General features: G+C 65.8%; 16 protein-coding genes. 9 read left to right on the plus strand and 7 right to left on the minus strand.

Annotated features, from left to right (window positions below):
- Positions 1 to 36: 36 nt before the first annotated feature.
- From ACFO0G_RS15455 to ACFO0G_RS15465, 3 genes are read left to right on the plus strand one after another with little or no spacing between them, the layout of a single operon-like run.
- Entirely contained in the window at positions 37 to 1,476 is a 1,440-nt protein-coding gene (locus ACFO0G_RS15455) for an aldehyde dehydrogenase family protein (RefSeq protein WP_376978724.1), read from the plus strand.
- Positions 1,473 to 3,008, plus strand: a complete 1,536-nt coding sequence (rfaE2, locus tag ACFO0G_RS15460) for a D-glycero-beta-D-manno-heptose 1-phosphate adenylyltransferase (protein ID WP_376978726.1) — start codon at positions 1,473 to 1,475, stop codon at positions 3,006 to 3,008. Before ACFO0G_RS15455 ends, rfaE2 begins: the two co-directional genes overlap by 4 nt.
- Before the next feature lie 32 nt (positions 3,009 to 3,040).
- Entirely contained in the window at positions 3,041 to 4,003 is a 963-nt protein-coding gene (locus ACFO0G_RS15465) for a spermidine synthase (protein WP_376978728.1), read from the plus strand.
- Between the two features lie 46 nt (positions 4,004 to 4,049).
- Here ACFO0G_RS15465 and ACFO0G_RS15470 read toward each other — a convergent pair whose 3' ends face one another.
- Positions 4,050 to 4,967 (minus strand): LysR family transcriptional regulator, encoded by a 918-nt coding sequence (locus tag ACFO0G_RS15470; protein WP_376978730.1) that lies wholly within the window; start codon positions 4,965 to 4,967, stop codon positions 4,050 to 4,052.
- Positions 4,968 to 5,094: 127 nt separating this feature from the next.
- Here ACFO0G_RS15470 and ACFO0G_RS15475 point away from each other — a divergent pair, with 127 nt between their 5' ends.
- Positions 5,095 to 6,474, plus strand: coding sequence for an MFS transporter (locus tag ACFO0G_RS15475; protein WP_376978732.1), 1,380 nt, complete (start codon positions 5,095 to 5,097; stop codon positions 6,472 to 6,474).
- A 90-nt stretch (positions 6,475 to 6,564) separates the two neighbouring features.
- Positions 6,565 to 7,314, plus strand: coding sequence for a 3-hydroxybutyrate dehydrogenase (locus ACFO0G_RS15480; RefSeq protein WP_350310803.1), 750 nt, complete (start codon positions 6,565 to 6,567; stop codon positions 7,312 to 7,314).
- Positions 7,315 to 7,318: 4 nt separating this feature from the next.
- On the opposite strand, the gene ACFO0G_RS15485 is transcribed toward ACFO0G_RS15480, so the two are convergent.
- Together ACFO0G_RS15485 and ACFO0G_RS15490 are read right to left on the minus strand one after the other, a co-directional pair.
- Positions 7,319 to 7,582: a hypothetical protein gene (locus tag ACFO0G_RS15485; protein WP_286401323.1), complete on the minus strand. Its 264-nt coding sequence runs from the start codon at positions 7,580 to 7,582 to the stop codon at positions 7,319 to 7,321.
- Positions 7,583 to 7,748: 166 nt separating this feature from the next.
- Positions 7,749 to 8,123, minus strand: a complete 375-nt coding sequence (locus ACFO0G_RS15490) for a winged helix-turn-helix transcriptional regulator (RefSeq protein WP_286401324.1) — start codon at positions 8,121 to 8,123, stop codon at positions 7,749 to 7,751.
- Positions 8,124 to 8,241: 118 nt separating this feature from the next.
- Here ACFO0G_RS15490 and ACFO0G_RS15495 point away from each other — a divergent pair, with 118 nt between their 5' ends.
- Complete coding sequence (locus ACFO0G_RS15495) at positions 8,242 to 9,105, plus strand: SDR family oxidoreductase (RefSeq protein ID WP_286401326.1); 864 nt, start codon at positions 8,242 to 8,244, stop codon at positions 9,103 to 9,105.
- A 95-nt stretch (positions 9,106 to 9,200) separates the two neighbouring features.
- Here the strand turns inward: ACFO0G_RS15495 and ACFO0G_RS15500 are convergent, their stop codons facing one another.
- The 3 genes from ACFO0G_RS15500 to ACFO0G_RS15510 form a co-directional block, all read right to left on the minus strand.
- A complete protein-coding gene (locus tag ACFO0G_RS15500) occupies positions 9,201 to 10,283 on the minus strand; it encodes an ABC transporter substrate-binding protein (RefSeq protein ID WP_286401328.1) in 1,083 nt (360 codons plus the stop codon).
- A 66-nt stretch (positions 10,284 to 10,349) separates the two neighbouring features.
- Positions 10,350 to 11,216: an ABC transporter permease gene (locus ACFO0G_RS15505; RefSeq protein ID WP_376978736.1), complete on the minus strand. Its 867-nt coding sequence runs from the start codon at positions 11,214 to 11,216 to the stop codon at positions 10,350 to 10,352.
- Positions 11,213 to 12,052: an ABC transporter ATP-binding protein gene (locus ACFO0G_RS15510; RefSeq protein WP_286401331.1), complete on the minus strand. Its 840-nt coding sequence runs from the start codon at positions 12,050 to 12,052 to the stop codon at positions 11,213 to 11,215. The genes ACFO0G_RS15505 and ACFO0G_RS15510 overlap by 4 nt, the downstream gene beginning before the upstream one ends.
- 232 nt (positions 12,053 to 12,284) lie before the next feature.
- Between ACFO0G_RS15510 and ACFO0G_RS15515 the strand changes: the two genes are divergently transcribed.
- The 3 genes from ACFO0G_RS15515 to ACFO0G_RS15525 all read left to right on the plus strand — a co-directional run bounded on the left by ACFO0G_RS15515 (position 12,285) and on the right by ACFO0G_RS15525 (position 15,472).
- Positions 12,285 to 13,058 (plus strand): IclR family transcriptional regulator, encoded by a 774-nt coding sequence (locus ACFO0G_RS15515; protein WP_286401333.1) that lies wholly within the window; start codon positions 12,285 to 12,287, stop codon positions 13,056 to 13,058.
- A 141-nt stretch (positions 13,059 to 13,199) separates the two neighbouring features.
- Positions 13,200 to 14,543 (plus strand): CaiB/BaiF CoA transferase family protein, encoded by a 1,344-nt coding sequence (locus tag ACFO0G_RS15520; RefSeq protein ID WP_376978739.1) that lies wholly within the window; start codon positions 13,200 to 13,202, stop codon positions 14,541 to 14,543.
- Positions 14,543 to 15,472, plus strand: a complete 930-nt coding sequence (locus ACFO0G_RS15525) for a hydroxymethylglutaryl-CoA lyase (protein ID WP_376978741.1) — start codon at positions 14,543 to 14,545, stop codon at positions 15,470 to 15,472. Before ACFO0G_RS15520 ends, ACFO0G_RS15525 begins: the two co-directional genes overlap by 1 nt.
- Here the strand turns inward: ACFO0G_RS15525 and ACFO0G_RS15530 are convergent.
- Entirely contained in the window at positions 15,469 to 16,938 is a 1,470-nt protein-coding gene (locus ACFO0G_RS15530; RefSeq protein ID WP_376978743.1) for an amino acid permease, read from the minus strand. The two genes, ACFO0G_RS15525 and ACFO0G_RS15530, sit on opposite strands and share 4 nt — an antisense overlap.
- Positions 16,939 to 17,099 lie beyond the last annotated feature (161 nt).

Consider the following 17,099-nt stretch of genomic DNA (forward strand, 5'->3'; position numbering starts at 1 on the left):
GCAACTCATCCAGCACCGAAAGGCGGGAGGAACACCATGCCCACCACAGCCATCGAAACAACCGCAGGCAACGAAACAGCCCAGGGCGCCGGCCTCACCATCCAGGACCCGCGCACCGGAGAGGTGCTTTGGACAGTTCCCGAAGCGGGACCGGACGCAGTAAACCATGCCGTGGGCGTGGCCCGCAGGGCTGCACCCGGCTGGGCAGCAACAGCTCCCGCCGAACGTGGCGCAGCCCTCCGCGCCGCGGCGAAGGCGCTCGAAGCAGCAGCCCAGGAGCTCGCGGGCCTGAATGCCAGCGAAACCGGACGGCCGGAAGCCGAGGCACTGGCAGGCATCGCCGCCGGTGTCTCCACCCTGGAGCAGTATGCCGAACTGGGCCCGGTCCAGCGCGGCCACAGCCTCCGCGGCAGCCGCTCAGCCACCGACTACACCATCGCTGAACCGCGCGGAGTGGCAGTCCTGCTGACCCCGTGGAACGACCCCGTAGCCGTGGCCTGCGGACTGATCGGCGCCGCGCTGGTCACAGGCAACGCGGTGATCCACAAACCCAGTGAGCGCTGTCCGCGCCTGGGCGAGGCGCTGGGCGAGGTCTTGGCCCCGGCCTTCCCCTCCGGCGTCTTCCTGACCATTTCCGGCGGGGCCGGAGTGGGTGCCGCCCTGTCCCAGGCAGAAGTGGACGTCATTGCCCATGTTGGCTCCAGCGCATCCGGTGCCCGGATAGCCCAGGCGGGAGCCCGCACGGGTGCCCACGTCATCAGGGAAAACGGCGGCAACGACCCCCTGCTGGTGGACCGCGACGTGGACCCGGCGTGGGCTGCCGGGCAGGCGGCGATCGGCGCGTTCGCCAACAGTGGGCAGATCTGCACCTCGGTGGAACGGATCTACGTCCACCGCGATATTGCCGAGGAATTCTGCAGCGCCTTGGAGGCAGAGGCAGCGCTCCGGAACAGCAATTGCACCGTGGCGCCGCTGGTGGACCTGCGGATGCGGGACGCTGTCCATGCCCACGTTGCCGATGCCCTGGCGCAGGGCGCGCGTGCGGTTGAGGGCGGTGCCCTGCCGGACGGGCCGGGCTCGTTCTACCCCGCCACGGTCCTGCTCGACTGCACGGACGACATGACGGTCATGACCGAGGAAACGTTCGGCCCGGTTGCCCCGGTGCAGGTGGTGGACACGTTCGACGACGGCCTGCGCTTGGCCTGCAGCGGCAAGTACGGCCTGGCCGCCACCGTCCTGAGCGGCAACATCGCACACATCCAGCAGGCAGTGGCCGCGCTGCCCGTGGGAACCGTGAAGGTCAACGCAGTGTTCGGCGGCGCACCCGGAGGCGCTGCCCAGCCCCGCGGAGAGAGTGGTGCCGGGTTTGGCTACGGACCCGAACTGCTGGACGAGTTCACCCAGGTCAAGGTGGTGCACATCGAAGCTCCGCCGGCACCTGCAGGCTCCGTCCCCGAGGAACAGGACCTGCCATGAGCACCTCCCCGGAACACGCCGATCTCTCCACCCAGCGGGCGCTGTCCGACTGGCTGCCCGGCCGGCTGGCCGCGGAGCAGCCTTCGATCCTGGTGATCGGTGACGTCATGCTGGACGGCTGGTGGAGCGGCAGCATTGACCGGCTGTGCCGGGAAGCCCCGGCGCCGGTGGTGGACATCCAGACCCGCGAATCGGTTCCGGGCGGGGCGGCCAACACCGCCATGAATCTGGCCGCCCTCGGAGCGAAGGTGTCGGTGGCAGGCATCATCGGCGCCGACGACGCCGGTGAGGACCTGCGCGGGCAGCTTGCGGCCGCAGGCATCGATGTCCAGCACCTGCTCACGCACCCGGACATGATTACCACCACCAAGATCCGGATCAGCAGCGGGGGCCAGGTGATGCTGCGCCTCGACGACTCAGCCAAAGCTGTCCCTGCCGAAGCACTCGCCGCGCTCACCGCGTCGGTGCGTGCCGCCGTCGATCGCCAGGATGCTGTGCTGGTGTGCGACTACGGAACCGGCGTGGTGGCGGACCCTGTCCGCTCGGCTCTTGCCGATGTCCTGGGCAGCGGGAATGCCGGAACCGACCGTCCGCTCGTGGTGGTTGACGCGCACGACCCCCGCCCGTGGGCTGCCCTGGAGCCTGACCTAGTGACCCCGAATGCGCAGGAGACCGCGCAGCTGCTGGACCGGAAACTGCCGGAAGGCCAGGAACGGGTGGACGCGGTGGGCGCCGAAGCCGCCGCGTTGCTGCGGGGAACCGGTGCGCGCGCCGTGGTGGTCACCCTGGACCGGGACGGCACCGTGCTGTTGACTTCCGACGGCGTGCGGCACCGCACGTGGGCGCGGCCGGCAGCCGAGAAACAGGCTTCCGGGGCGGGCGATACCTTTGTGGCGGCCCTGACGTTGGCCCGGGCAGCCGGGCTTCCGCTGACCGCCAGCCTGGACCTGGCCCAGTCGGCCGCCGATGTGGTGGTGCACCAGCCCGGCACCTCCGTGTGCAGCACCGCCCAGCTCAGCCGGTACCTGGAGGCCTTCGCGGACACGGCGCTGAGCGCGGATGAGCTGGAGCGGCAAATGGAGCTGCACCGGGCCCAGGGCCAGCGGATCGTGCTGACCAACGGCTGCTTCGACGTGCTGCACAGCGGCCATACCCGCTACCTGAACCAGGCCAAACAACTGGGTGATGTCCTGGTGGTGGCCCTGAACAGCGACGACTCCGTGCGCCGGCTCAAGGGTGCCGGCCGGCCCATCAACAACGGGGTGGACCGGGCAGCAGTGGTGGCGGCCCTCAGCTGCGTGGACTACGTGACGGTGTTCGACACCCCCACGGCCACCCCGTTGATCCGCAGGCTTCGGCCCGAGGTGTACGCCAAGGGCGGGGACTACACCCCCGAAATGCTGGAGGAGACCCCCGCCGTGGAGGAGTATGGGGGCCGCGTTGCCATCCTGGACTACGTAGCCGAACGGTCCACCACGGCCGTGGTGAACCGGATCCGGGACGGCAAGGGGGCAGCCAGCCCGGTCAACTAGGGTTGAGGCATGACTGAAGCGGGGCACGGGTAATGGGCAAACGCGGAAAGTCAGGCGGCCGGGGCCGGCCCGCGCCGGGTGTCGTGGAGGTGCCCAAGGGTGTTGCCCCCACGGGCCCGGTGGAGGGCGTCTACTACATCGACACCGGTGACTGCGAGCTGGTGGCGGACCAGGACAACTCCACCGGCTGGCTCCTGAAGATCAACGGCGTCATGAGCTCGCACATCGACCTGGCTGATCCGCTGTTCCTTGACTTCGAGTACATGCGCTGGATGGCGGCGCTCATCGAGTCCCGGTGGCCGCCGTCGTCCTCCGCTGGTTCCCCGGCTGGGGGTGGCCACAAACTCCGTGGGCTGCACTTGGGTGGCGGCGCCTGCTCCATGGCGCGCTACTTCTCCGCCGCCTACCCCGATGCCCGGCAGGTGGTGGTGGAACTGGACGGGAAGCTGGCCGAGTACGTGCGCGGCTGGTTCGACCTTCCCAAGGCGCCCTTGCTGCGGATCCGCGTGGGGGAGGCCCGCGCCGTGACGGAAACCCTCACCGCCCAGACCCGTGACTTCATCATCCGGGACGTCTTCGCTGGCGCGCACACCCCGCGCCCCCTGACCACCGCGGAGTTCACCGCCCACGCCAAGCGGGTCCTGGCGCCGGGCGGCCTGTACGTGGCCAACTCCGGCGATGCTCCGGACCTCAAGAACGCGCGGGAAGACGCCGCCACTATCGCGGCAGCCTTCAAGCACACCGTGATCATCGCCGACCCCGCCATGCTCAAGGGCAGGCGTTACGGAAACATGGTGATGGCCGGCAGCGATGTGCCCTTCGGCCACGACCCCCAGTTGCGCCGCCGGCTCCTGGGCGGCGCCGTCCCCGCGCACCTCTGGGACGATGCGCAGGTCCGGGCGTTCGCCGCCGGAGCACCGGTCCGTCACGACCCCGCTCCCACCCCATCGATTGATCCCCACCGGCCCCCTGACCTCACAAGTTCGGCCAGGTAACCCTGCCGGCGTGGGCCCTTTTTAATTTCAGCGTCCAAAACGGCAGTTACTCAGCAGTCGATGAGGATTCCTGCTTCCCCAGGAGCGCTTCGCGGTACTCGGCCATCCGGTCCTGGAGTGCCTGCACGACGGCGGCAACCGCCGGGCGGCGCAGCGAGTCAGGGCGCAGGACCATCCAGTAGGGGAGCAGTTCGCCGATCTTGTCGGGCAGGAGCCGGACCAGGTCATCGTGGAGGTCTGCCATGAAGCACGGCAGGAACCCAACGCCGGCGCCGGCCCGGGTGGCCTCCACATGGACGAACACGTTGGTGGAGGTAAGGCCGTCCCGCATGGCGGGGACCAGTCGGCGCGGCGCGTCGAGGTCGTCCACCTGCAGCATTGAGTCCACGAAGTAGACCAGTGGGTGCTGGTTGAGTTCTCCCACTGTGGCCGGCGTTCCGTGCTCCTCGAGGTAGGTGCGCGAGGCGTACATGCCGAGCCGGTATTCGCCCAGCCGGATGGCCTCGGCACGGTGCACCTGGGGCACGCCCACCACCACCTCGATGTCCAGCCCGGACCGCTGCTGCAGGGCCCGGCGGGTCATGGTCACCACTTCCACGCTGAGGCCGGGGTGGTCCCGGCGCAGCCGCGCCACGGCCGGGGCGGCAATATAGGCGCTGAAGCCATCCGTTGCGGTCATGCGTACGACGCCGGCAATCGCGTCGGGTGCCTGGCCCGTCGGTCCCAGCGTGCCCAGCACCGCCTCCACCTGCTCCGCCGCCCGCACCGCCTGTTCGCCAAGCTCCGTCAATTCCCAGCCACCGGCTGCGCGGGACAGGACCCTGCCGCCGAGTGCCTTTTCCAGCGAGGCGATCCTGCGCGAGACCGTGGTGTGGTTCAAGCCCAGGGCCTGGGCCGCCGTCGTGAATTTTGCCGAGCGGGACACCGCAAGCAGGACCAGCAGGTCGTCGGGGTTCGCCTTCATATCTGCAATTGTGCACACACATAGTGCTGTTTTGGCCATTGAAGTGCCCTCTTTGTGCAGCAATACTCATCTGAGTCACTTGTGCTGGAGATCACAGCGCGTGTCAATGTGGACACTGAGGAGAACCATGAGCATTGAGCAAGGCCGGGCAACGGATGCCGGGCATGCACCCAAGGAATCGGGACTGAAGAGGGTTGTTGCCGCATCGATGGTGGGCACGGTGGTGGAATGGTACGAGTTCTTCCTGTACGCCACTGCCGCCACTTTGGTGTTCGGCAAGTATTTCTTTCCCGCCACAGGGAATGACCTGGACGGAATCATCCAGGCATTCCTGACCTATGCCGTGGGCTTCATCGCCCGCCCGCTGGGCGGCATCGTGTTCGGCCAGATTGGAGACAGGCTGGGCCGCAAGCCCACGCTGCAGCTCACCATCGTCATCATCGGCGTGTCCACGTTCCTGATGGGCTGCCTCCCCGGTTTCGCCGACATCGGATACCTGGCCCCGGCGCTGCTGGTGGCCCTGCGCTTTATCCAGGGCTTCGCGCTGGGCGGCGAATGGGGCGGAGCAGTCCTCCTCGTGGCCGAACAGAGCCCGAACAAGACCCGCGCCTTCTGGTCCAGCTGGCCGCAGGCCGCCGTCCCGGTGGGCAACCTGCTGGCCACCCTGGTGCTGTACATCATGTCCACCACCCTCAGCAGTGAGGCGTTCCTCGGCTGGGGTTGGCGCGTGGCCTTCTGGCTCTCCGCCGTAATCGTCTTCGTGGGCTACTACATCCGCACCAACGTCAGCGAGTCGCGCATCTTCCTCGAGGCGAAGGAGTTGGTCGAAAAGGAACAGGCCGTCAGCTATGGCGTCTTCGAAGTGCTCCGCAAGTACCCCAAGGGCATCTTCCAGGCCATGGGCCTGCGGTTCGCGGAAAACATCATGTACTACCTGGTGGTCAGCTTCTCGATTGTCTACCTCAAGAGCGTGCACAAGTACGACACTTCATCGCTGCTGCTGGCACTGCTGATCGCGCACATTATCCACTTCGCCATCATCCCGCAGTACGGACGCCTGGCGGACCGGATCGGCCGCAAGCCCGTCTACCTGGCCGGCGCCATCCTCGGAGCCACCTGGCCGTTCTTCGCTTTCCCCATGTTCGATACCCGCAACGCCGTGGTCATCGTCCTGGCCGTAACCATCGGCCTCATCCTGCATGGCCTCATGTACGCCGGGCAGCCGGCCATCATGGCCGAAATGTTCCCCACCCGCATGCGGTATTCCGGTGCATCCCTGGGCTCGCAGGTAACGTCCATCTTCGCCGGTTCACTGGCGCCGTTGCTGGCCACCCAGTGGCTCAAGGACACCGGGTCCTGGCTGCCAACCGCCATCTACCTGGTGGTCGCCTGTGTCATCACCGCCGTGGCCGTGTTGAGCCTGAAGGAGACCAAGGGCGTTGCGCTGGAGGACGTCGACATGGAAGATGCTGCCCGCGAGGGGCTGCTGACCGCCGGACGCCGCTGAGCCGGCTGCCGGGCTTCAGTTATCCGGGCTGGGCCTCCCACCCCGGATAACTGAAGCGTTTTAATCGTGGGTGTACAAAGGAGAACTGGAATGGACAACACGTTGAATGGACGCAAGGCGCTGGTCACCGGCGGTGCCAGTGGAATCGGCGCGGCCTGCGTGCGCGCACTCTCCGCACGGGGGGCGAAAGTGGTGGTGGCCGACGTCGACGCCGCCGCTGCGGAGGCCCTCGCCGACGAGGTGGGCGGCAGCGCGTGGGGAATCGACCTGCTGAACGTAGACGCCCTGGCCAGCCTGAGCCTGGATTGCGACATCCTGGTCAACAACGCAGGAATCCAGCGCATTAGCCCCATCGAGGATTTCGACCCCGCGGACTTCCGCCGGATCATCACTTTGATGCTGGAGGCGCCGTTCCTGCTGATCCGCGCCGCATTGCCGCACATGTACGCCAACAAGTTCGGCCGCATCATCAACGTCTCCTCGGTGCACGGTCTTCGGGCCTCCCCGTTCAAGAGCGCCTATGTCTCTGCCAAGCACGGCCTGGAGGGGCTGAGCAAGGTGACGGCGCTGGAGGGCGGACCGCACGGTGTCACCTCCAACTGCATCAACCCCGGCTACGTGCGCACGCCGCTGGTAGAGAAGCAGCTCGCGGACCAGGCCCAGGTGCACGGCATCCCCGAATCCGAGGTGCTGTCCAAGGTGATGCTCACCGAAGCCGCCATCAAGCGCCTGGTGGAACCGGAAGAGGTGGCCTCCCTGGTGGCGTGGCTGGCATCGAACGACGCCGGCATGGTCACCGGCGCCAGCTACACCATGGACGGCGGCTGGTCCGCACGCTAGCACGCTAGTCCAGAGGCTTGACCAGCCGGTGGTCGAAAAAGAAGACACCGTACGGCGTCTTGACTCCCACCGACCGGCGGTCTTTCCAGACGACGACCCCTTCGCGCCTGCCGCTGAAGGGGTCGTCCCCTATCACCGTGTCCCCAATGCGGTAGGGGCACCGCGGTTCGAAGGCCGCCCAAGTCCGGCCCCAAGCGCCTGCGAGGGCAGTGCCAAGGCTGACGGGCTGGCCCATATCCGAAAGATCCTGTGCATAGTCCTTGGCCACGTGACCAACTCCTCCAAGCGGCAGCCTGCCGCCTGCTAACGGTGCTGGTTGGCGGAACGCTCCCAGCAGAGGATGGTCCTCCCATTCCGGCCGCCACCGTACTCCTACGCTAAGCATTATTCACATCAGTCCCACCAGTAACAGGTACTCGAGTTGCGGAGGCCGGCTACTTGCCTGTTCCGGTCCCGTTGACGATCTCCTCTGCGTTCTCGAATGCCCACGCCACCAGCGGTACCAGGAGCGCGCTCAATTCGTAGCCCCGCTCGGTGAGGCTGTAGTCCACCCGCGGTGGAATGACCGGCTGCGCGTTCCTGCTCACCAGGCCGTCACGCTCCAATGTCTTCAACGTTTGTGCCAACATTTTTTCGCTGATGCCCTCGGCCCGACGCCGCAGGTCGCTCCACCGCTGTTCACCCTCGGACAGGGCGAGCAGGATCAGGACGCCCCATTTGCTGGTGATGTGGTCCAGTACGACGCGGCTGGGGCACCCTGCCGGGAACACGCCGTCGCTAAAGGCCAAGGGTAGGGGAGCTGCTTCCATGCAGCCAGCTTACCTAAAGGTCAGTACCTTACTTTAAAGTGCGTACTCCCTTTGGGGAAGTTCTTTCTGCGGGCGGTGGTTGTGCCCTTCGGCAGAGCAAATACCGAAAGGAATCATCGTGAGCATTGTTGTTACCGGCGCCACTGGACAGTTGGGCCGCCACGTTCTGGAAGCCCTCCTGGAGCGGGGCGTACCCGCGGAGGAGATCGTCGCGGCCGGCCGTTCGGTGGGCAAGCTCTCGGACTTCGCCGAGCGCGGGGTGCAGGTGAAGCCTATGGACTACGCTGACGCCGACTCAGTGGCAGCCACCCTCAAGGGCGCCGAACGGGTACTGCTCATCTCCGGCAGCGAAGTGGGACAGCGGGTCCAGCAGCACCGGACCGTCATTGAAGCCGCCAAGGCGGAGGGCGTGGAGCTGCTGGCCTACACCAGCATCGCCAACGCGGACACCACGGCCATGAAGCTGGCCGATGAGCACAAGGCAACCGAGGCGCTGCTGCGTGAATCCGGGGTGCCCTTCGTGCTGCTGCGCAACGGCTGGTACCTGGAGAACTACACGGAGCAGCTGCCCGGAACCCTTGCCCAGGGAGCGCTCGCGGGCAGTGCCGGCGAGGGCAAGGTCAGCGGGGCTGCCAGGGTGGACTATGCCCACGCAGCCGCCGCAGTCCTGGTGGCCGACGCCCAGGCCGGCAAGGTTTACGAACTGGGCGGCGATGACGCTTTCAGCATGGCGGACCTGGCGGCGGAGATCAGCGCCGCAACCGGAAAGGCCATTAAGTACAACGACCTGCCCGCGGAGGAATACGTTGGCGTGCTCACTGGTGTTGGCGTGCCGGAGGCTTTCGCTGAAATCCTTGCGGATTCCGACCTTGGCATTGCGCGCGGCGATCTCCTGGTCAGCACCGGCGACCTGCGCCGGCTGATCGGGCGCCCGACGACGTCGCTGGGCCAGGCGGTCAGCTCCGCCGCTGCTTCCGCCTAGGACAGAAACGGCGAGGTGCCCGGCCCCTTTGGGGGACCGGGCACCTTTCGTTTTTAAGCTGCTCGCCGGGCGTGGTTCGCTGCCGTCGGCAGCAGCTACTTCACGAGGTCGTTGGTGTACGTGTCGGAAAGCTTGATTTCCTTATTCCCCACGTCCGGGTTGGCTACCTGCTGGGTCTTCAGGACCGCCTGGACGCCGTCCTCAGTGAAAGTGCCGTCCTTGCTCAGGGTCTTCTTGAGGTCATCGATGACCTTGGCGTAGAGCTCCTTGTCTCCGCCGGCAAAGCTTTCCGGCATCTTGGCCGCGATCTCGGCCCCGGAGTGACCGTTGATGTACTCAAGGGTGCGCTTGATGGCCTTGGCCAGCTTGGCCGCCGTGTCCTTGTTCTGGTTCAGCCAGTCCGTCTTGGCATAGAGGCAGGCGGAAGGCCAGGAATCAGTGGAGAACACTTCCTTCAGCCCCTCGGAGGTGCGCACGTCCTCCAGCACTACAGGATTGTGGCCAATGCGCTTGGTGAGGACCGATACGTCCGGTTCGAGCATCACGGCTGCGTCGACCTGGCCCTGCTCAACAGCGGCAACGGCGGAAGATCCCGCGCCGATGGCGGACACCGCTGCATCGGACTGCTGCATGTTGTTCTTGGCCAGCAGGAACTTCACGAACATGTCCGTGGAGGAGCCCGGGGCCGTCACTCCGACGTTCTTGCCCTTGAGGTCGGCAATGGTCTTGATCTGGCCTTCGTTCTTCGGCGCCACCAGCAGGGCAAGGCCGGACGACTGGCCCATGTCCACGAAGGCCTTGATCTGCTGGTTCTTGGCCTGCATCTGGATGGTGTGCTCGTAGTAGCCGCTTGTCACGTTGGTGCTGCCGCCGACCATGGCCGTCAGGGCCTTCGAGCCGCCCTGGAGGTCCTGGAGCTCGACGTCCACGCCTTCATCCTTGTAGTACCCAAGCTGCTGGGCCAGAGTCGTCGGAAGGTAGGTCAGGAGGGTCTGGCCGCCCACGCCGATAACCACCTTGCCGCCCCCGCCTCCGCCGCCGGCCGCGGCTGATCCGCTCTGGCCGGGAGGGGCTGCGGCGGGGGCGCCGCAGGCCGAGAGTGCCACGGCAACGGCAGCAATCAGGGTCAGCGGCCGGAGGAAGACCCGGCCACGGCGCCGGGTTGCTTTGTCTGTCATGGGTATCCCTTTCAGGCGGTTTTGGAAAGTTTGCGCTGTGAGGCGGCTTTTGGCTGTGAGGACTGGTCAGGAGGACCGGACCGGGCGCCATCTGAGGAGGTGCCGCTCCAGGCGGTTGACGAGGAGGTCGATGATCAGGACCACGATCATGAGGATGAACATCCCGGCGAAGACGCCCTTGGTGTCGAAGACGCCCTGGGCCTGGGCAATGGCGTAGCCCATGCCGCCCGAGGCTCCCAGGTATTCACCGACCACTGCGCCGGTGATGGCGAAGCCCACGCTGATGTGCAGGCTGGAGAAGATCCACGTGAGGGCGCTGGGAATGAAGACGTGGCGCAGGAGTTGCTTTTCGCTGGCCCCCAGCATCTTGGCGTTGTCCACCAGGACCCGGTCGACGCTCTTGACGCCTTCCAATGTGTTGAAGAAGACGATGAAGAACACCAGGGTGAAGCCGAAAGCGACCTTGGACCAGATGCCCAGCCCGAACCAGAGCAGGAAGATTGGAGCGAGGACTACGCGCGGGAGCGCGTTGAACATCTGGAGGAAGGGGTCCAGCAGCCGTTCCAGGAAACGGACCCGGGCAAGGATGAAACCCAGGAGGAGTCCGACGGCGGCCCCCACCAGGAACGCGAGGATGGCTTCCTGCATGGTCACCCAAAGATGGGGGAACACGAACCCTGACGACACCCAGAGCCACACGGTCTGGAAGATGTCCGAGGGAAGGGGGAAGAAGAATTCATCAATCACCCCGGCCCGGCCCAGGACCTCCCACGCTCCCAGCACGAGGACCGTGAGGAGGAGTTGGATGCTCCGCATGGCCAGGGGTGACATTTCTCCCCGGCGGGTGGACCGGCCGGCGGGGCTGCGGTCCTGGGTGCTGCCGGGAGAGCCGTTCCCGCGCGGACCCGGCTTCCGAGAACCGAGGATGGTCATGCGGCTTCACCTTCCTCTGCCATGGCGCTTTCGTAGGTCTTTGAGACTTCGATTTTCAGGCGGCCCCAGATCTCCCGGTGCAGGGCAACGAAGCGCGGGTCATCCCGGATGTCCAGCAGGTCGCGGGGGCGCGGAATGTCGATTTCGTAGCTTCCCACCACGGTGCTCCCGGGGCCCGCGCCCAGGATGACCACTTCGTCGGACAAGGCAATCGCTTCGTCGAGGTCGTGGGTAATGAAGACCACCGCCTTACCCGATTCCTGCCAAAGTTGCAGGAGTTCGTTTTCCATAATCTGGCGAGTCTGGACGTCGAGCGCGGAAAACGGCTCGTCCATGAGGAGGATGTCCGGATTGACGATCCAGGCCTGGGCGATGGCCGTGCGCTTGCGCATGCCGCCGCTGAGCTGGTGCGGGTAGCGGTCGGCGAAGTTCTTGAGGCCCACCTTTTCGAGCCAGCGCCGCGATTCTGCGTGGGCCTCGGCCTTGGAGACGCCAGCCATGGTGAGGCCCAGGCTGACGTTGTCGATGACGGTTTTCCATGGCAGCAGCGCGTCTTGCTGGAACATGTAGGACGCACGGCGGTTCACGCCGGTCACGGGTTCGCCGAAACTCTTGACCTCGCCGAAGCTGGGAGTCAGGAGGCCTGCCGCCATGTTCAGGATGGTGGACTTTCCTGATCCAGTCGGGCCAACGATTGAGACGAAGCGGCCGGGTTCAACCTTCAGGTCGATGTCGCGGACTGCGAAGTAGGTCTCGCCTCCGGATGTTGGAAATTGTTTGGTGCACCCGGTGAGCTCCACGGCATATCCGGACGTGGCTGGCTGTGCAGCTGGCATCTTTGCCTCTTCCCGGCCAACTCCGGCCGCTTGTTTCCCCCTGCTGGTTCACGCTGTCGGAACGATGGTGGTGCATCGGTCCGCGTCCAGAGTCCCGTGTACGGACTCCGTTGGTACTGCTCATCAGCAGGTGCATACCTGCCACATCGTGGGTTCTCCATCATGATGTGGACCTGATGCTAACAGTTACTTCGGTCACACTCAACGCCTCTGTGGCTCATACACTTTCCCCATGAGCTCCAGCGAAACGTCGGCCACGCCCCTGTTGGTCCTTCGAAAGATCACTGCCATCCTTGATGCTTTCTCCCTCGCCCGGCCCGAGTTGTCGCTGGCCGAGATCCGTTCCAGCACCGGCGTGCCGCACTCCACGGTGCAGCGGCTGGTGGCGAACATGGTGCAGGAAGGGATCCTGGACCGGCACGGCGACCGTTACCGGGTGGGGGTGCGGATGGCCCACTGGGCAGCGCCGGCAACCCAGGGCCTGGACTTCCTGGAACTGCTGACCCCCGTGCTGCGGAGGCTTCGTGACGAACTGGGTGAGACAGCCTGCATCTTCCGCGAATCCCAGGGAAAGCGCGTCTGCATCGCCCTGGCCGAGACCCGCCGCATGCTCCGGAGGGTGGTGAGCGTCGGTGAAATCATGCCGTTGCACGTCGGTGCGGCGGGGCGGGTGCTGCTGGCTTGGAACCCGGAGGTCGCGGAGCACGTGTACCGGTCCGGCCTGGCGTCCCTGACCGACCAGACCATCACCGATGCCGCGAGCCTGGAGGAGTCGGTCGCCAAAGTCCGGGCCGATGGTTTCGCCATCACCACCGGTGAGCGCGTGTCCGGCGCCAGCGGAATCTCGGCTCCGATTTTCGGGCCGCAGGGTGAACTCTTCGGGGCCCTGACGGTGATGGGTCCCGCGCTGAGGATGCCCTTCGACGTCTGCGCGTCCTGGGTGGAGCAGGTGCTGGCGGCCGCCGAGGAGGGCACCCGGGTGATCGGCGGCACTATCCCCCAGTAGGGCCGGTTCCCGGATCCCTCTATCCACATTGTGATTTTGGGTCCACAATATGAGTTATCGTGCCAACGATGTTTCGCGATCCACGGCAGGCCGGGCAACGCGGCCCGGACACCGGCTGCCGGCAGAACAGGAGTCCCAAAGATGGTGGAAACTTCACAATCCGCACCCGCCGGGGAAATGCGCGGTGCTCAGAACCCGGATTCCGGACCTGCGCCCCAGACCGGTACCCGGCGGGTTGCTGCTAAGTCCGGCGGTACTCCTGATCCCGGTGACGCCACGGGCGCAGTCGGCGGACCGCTCGCCGGCGTGCGTGTACTGGAGCTCGGATCACTCATCGCGGGCCCTTTTGCGGGACGGCAACTGGCGGATTTCGGTGCGGAGGTCATCAAGATTGAGTCTCCTGACCGTCCCGATCCCATGCGCGAATGGGGCCGGGCCCGACTCGAGGGCCACACCCTCTGGTGGTCGGTCCAGTCAAGGGGGAAGAAGTGCGTGACGTTGGACCTCAAGTCACCCCGCGGTCGTGAGCTGTTCCTGGAACTTTGCAGGGAAGCCGACGTCATCCTGGAGAATTTCCGACCCGGAACACTCGAGAAACTAGGTCTTTCCCCCGAAGTGCTCTGGCAGACCAATCCGGGCTTGGTGATCGCCAGGGTCTCCGGTTACGGCCAGACCGGACCGGACGCGAACAAACCGGGCTACGCTTCCGTGGCCGAGGCCCGCGGCGGCCTGCGCCACCTCAATGGATATCCGGACCAGGCGCCGCCACGGACAGGCATCTCGCTGGGGGACAGCCTCGCTTCGCTCTACGCGCTGCAGGGAATCCTGTTGGCTCTGTACTGGCGGGATGCCAAGGGAGGGACGGGGCAGGTTGTGGACGTGTCCCTCGTAGAGGCTTGCTTCTCCCTTTTGGAAAGTGCCGTGCCCGATTACGCGGCTGCGGGCGTTGTGCCGGGCCCCAGCGGTTCCGGACTGAAGGGGATAGCGCCGTCGAATATTTTCCGCTCCAGCGACGGAAAGTGGGTGGTGATCGCTGCCAACCAGGACTCGGTATTCGTGCGGCTGGCTGCCGCGATGGGCGCCCCGGAGCTGGCGTCCGACCCCCTCTACAGCAACCACGCTTCGCGCGGCGTCAACCAGGAGGCGTTGGAACAACTGATCGCCCAATGGGCCGCAGGCTTCAACCACTCGGAACTGGCGGCGTGCCTTGACCGGCACGCTGTTCCCAACAGCACCGTGAGTACCATCGAGGACATCTTCGAGGACCCACAGCTCCGGGCGCGCGGGATGCTGGTGGACGTTGCCGATGAACAGTTGGGGACGGTGGTCCAGCCGGGCATCATCCCCAAGCTGTCCCGGACCCGTGGCGGCATCGCATGGAACGGGCCTCTGGCGCCCGGTTCGCACAACAGCGACGTCTACGCGGGCCTACTCAAGCTCAGCGCCGAAGAACTGCAGGATGCCAAGGATGAAGGTGCGATCTGATGAACGGAATTGCGGGAAGCGATAAGTCCAGGGGCGCAGTCTCCATCGTGGATGTCAGTCCCCGGGACGGGCTGCAGAATGAAAAGGTTCCAGTCAGTACCCACGACAAGCTGCGCCTCATCAACGACCTGATCGCCTTGGGGGCCAGGCGGATCGAGGCAGTGAGCTTCGTGAATCCCAAAAAGGTTCCGCAGATGGCTGACGCCGACGCCGTCATGGCCGGGGTGCCGCGGGATGCGGGAGCCAGCTACATCGGCCTCGTATTGAACACCCGGGGCGCGTACAGGGCGGTGGATGCAGGGGTGGACGAGATCAACTACGTCCTTCCCGTAACGGATGCCTTCGCGGCGGCCAACCAGAACACCACGGTGGCCGCCGCCCTCGATGCCCTTGAGGAAGTGTCCGGAATTGCTGCCGCTTCGGCCATCCCGCTCACCGTCACGGCCGCCGTCGCCTTTGGCTGCCCGTACCAGGGCGACGTGCCCGCGGAACAGGCTCTTTCCGTCGTCCGAAGCGCGCTTCAAAGGGCCCACTTGGCCGAAGTTGCCCTGGCCGACACCATCGGTTGCGCCGTCCCTTGGCAGGTGGGCGAGGTCTTTACCGCCCTGGCATCGGAAACGGACGTGTCACTCCGCGCCCACCTGCACGAGACGCGCCACACTGCTTTGGCGAATACCTTTGCGGCCATGGCTGCTGGGGTCAGGGTCTTTGACAGTGCCGTGGGAGGCCTGGGCGGCTGCCCGTTTGCCCCCGGCGCGGCCGGCAATATCTCCACGGAAGACCTGGCGTGGATGTTGGAACGAGCAGGGTTTGCCACCTCGATAGACCCGCGGGCGGCCACCGAACTGGGGCGCTGGATCTGCGCCAAAGTGGAGACGGCTCCCCGCTCGGGGCTGGCCGGCGCGGGAGTGTTCCCCAAGGCCGCCTAGGAGGAGACCACCGGCAGCGGCGAGGTTTCGTCCTCAAGGTGGGCCCGCCGTCGTCCGTCACCTTTGATCCACAAACGGTAGGCGAGGACCAGCAGCCCCAGCCACACCGCGCCGACGTACAGGGCGATCCGGGTGTCCTCGAAGGCACCCAGGACGCCGATCACCAGCGCCATGAAGGCGATGGTGAGCACGGAAGCGGCAGGCCACCACGGCGAGGGGAATTCCGACGCCGGGAGGCCCTTCCGCGCGATTTCCCGCTTCATGGCCACGTGGGACGCCAGGATCATCACCCAGACCCAGACCGTGGCGAAGGTGGCGATAGAGGCAATCACCAGGAACACGTCTTCCGGAATGACGGCGTTGAGGACGACGCCCACCAGCAGGATGCCTGCCATCATGACCACGGTCATCCAGGGGACGCCGTGTCGGGAGACCTTACCGAAGGCGGCGGGCGCATGGCCCTGGTTGGAGAGTCCGAAGAGGATGCGTCCGGCGCCGAAAATGTCGCTGTTGATGGCCGAGAGGGCTGCCGTGATGACCACCGCGTTGAGGATGTGCGGCGCGGCCGGGATGCCCAGGCTGCTGAAGATCTGAACGAACGGACTGCCGCTGGTGCCTACCTGGTCCCACGGGAAGAGGCTCATCAGGACGCCCAGGGTGAGGACGTAGAAGAGCAGCACGCGGACGGGGACGGTGTTGACGGCCTTGGGGATGACCTTCTTGGGATCGGCAGCCTCGCCGGCCGTGATGCCCAGCGTCTCCACGCCGCCGAAGGCGAACATCACCACGGCGAAGGATGCCAGGAGGCCTTCGAAGCCGTTGGGGAACAGGCCCCCGTGCTCAACCAGGTTGCCCAGGCCCGGAGCGACCGGGGAATCGGCGGTCTGGAAGCCAAACACGATGAGCGCTGCACCGCCGGCAATCATGGCGATGATGGCCACGACCTTGATCAGCGAGAACCAGAACTCGAGCTCGCCGAACACCTTCACGCTGAGGAGGTTCAACGCGGCCAGGAAGCAGATGACAGCCAGGATCCAGATCCAGCGGTCCACCTGTGGGAACCAAAAACCCATGTAGATGCTGAAGGCGGTGACGTCGGCGATCGCCACGATCGCCATCTCGAAAACGTACGTCCAGCCGGTTACGAAGCCGGCAAGGGGGCCCAGGTAGCGGCTCGCATACTGGCTGAAGGACCCGGATACCGGGTGCCGCACCGCCATCTCGCCGAGTGCGCGCATCACCATGAACACGGCCGCGCCGCCGATGATGTAAGCCAGCAGCACGGCCGGGCCGGCTTTCTGGATCGCCGAGGCCGAGCCATAGAAAAGGCCGGTACCGATGGCCGAGCCGAGGGCCATGAAGCGGATGTGCCGGACATTCAGGCCACGGCTAAGGGCTTGTCCGACGACGGGTGCCGGGTTTTGCTTTTCCACCGGACTTTGGGTCCGGGTTGGGGTGGGTTGCATAGAGTTACCTTCTCGTCTTTGGGAGGGGAGCCGGTAACCAGCAGACCATTTTCGGCCCTGCCGTGATGAGGCTCACGCGGGGTTGGTGTCTTCGGTTACAGACTGTCGGCCGTGAGATGCGTACGACGGCGGCGCGAGGCTTGAGGCGCTGAGGCACGACC

The organism is Arthrobacter sedimenti (assembly GCF_042652025.1).
Lineage (GTDB): Bacteria > Actinomycetota > Actinomycetes > Actinomycetales > Micrococcaceae > Arthrobacter > Arthrobacter sedimenti.

Bases quoted from the DNA above. Each gene is read 5' to 3' on its own strand.
- ACFO0G_RS15455 (WP_376978724.1), top strand. From the start codon at position 37: ATGCCCACCACAGCCATCGAAACAACCGCAGGCAACGAAACAGCCCAG.
- rfaE2 (WP_376978726.1), top strand. From the start codon at position 1,473: ATGAGCACCTCCCCGGAACACGCCGATCTCTCCACCCAGCGGGCGCTG.
- ACFO0G_RS15465 (WP_376978728.1), top strand. From the start codon at position 3,041: ATGGGCAAACGCGGAAAGTCAGGCGGCCGGGGCCGGCCCGCGCCGGGT.
- ACFO0G_RS15470 (WP_376978730.1), bottom strand. From the start codon at position 4,967: ATGAAGGCGAACCCCGACGACCTGCTGGTCCTGCTTGCGGTGTCCCGC.
- ACFO0G_RS15475 (WP_376978732.1), top strand. From the start codon at position 5,095: ATGAGCATTGAGCAAGGCCGGGCAACGGATGCCGGGCATGCACCCAAG.
- ACFO0G_RS15480 (WP_350310803.1), top strand. From the start codon at position 6,565: ATGGACAACACGTTGAATGGACGCAAGGCGCTGGTCACCGGCGGTGCC.
- ACFO0G_RS15490 (WP_286401324.1), bottom strand. From the start codon at position 8,123: ATGGAAGCAGCTCCCCTACCCTTGGCCTTTAGCGACGGCGTGTTCCCG.
- ACFO0G_RS15500 (WP_286401328.1), bottom strand. From the start codon at position 10,283: ATGACAGACAAAGCAACCCGGCGCCGTGGCCGGGTCTTCCTCCGGCCG.
- ACFO0G_RS15505 (WP_376978736.1), bottom strand. From the start codon at position 11,216: ATGACCATCCTCGGTTCTCGGAAGCCGGGTCCGCGCGGGAACGGCTCT.
- ACFO0G_RS15510 (WP_286401331.1), bottom strand. From the start codon at position 12,052: ATGCCAGCTGCACAGCCAGCCACGTCCGGATATGCCGTGGAGCTCACC.
- ACFO0G_RS15515 (WP_286401333.1), top strand. From the start codon at position 12,285: ATGAGCTCCAGCGAAACGTCGGCCACGCCCCTGTTGGTCCTTCGAAAG.
- ACFO0G_RS15520 (WP_376978739.1), top strand. From the start codon at position 13,200: ATGGTGGAAACTTCACAATCCGCACCCGCCGGGGAAATGCGCGGTGCT.
- ACFO0G_RS15525 (WP_376978741.1), top strand. From the start codon at position 14,543: ATGAACGGAATTGCGGGAAGCGATAAGTCCAGGGGCGCAGTCTCCATC.
- ACFO0G_RS15530 (WP_376978743.1), bottom strand. From the start codon at position 16,938: ATGCAACCCACCCCAACCCGGACCCAAAGTCCGGTGGAAAAGCAAAAC.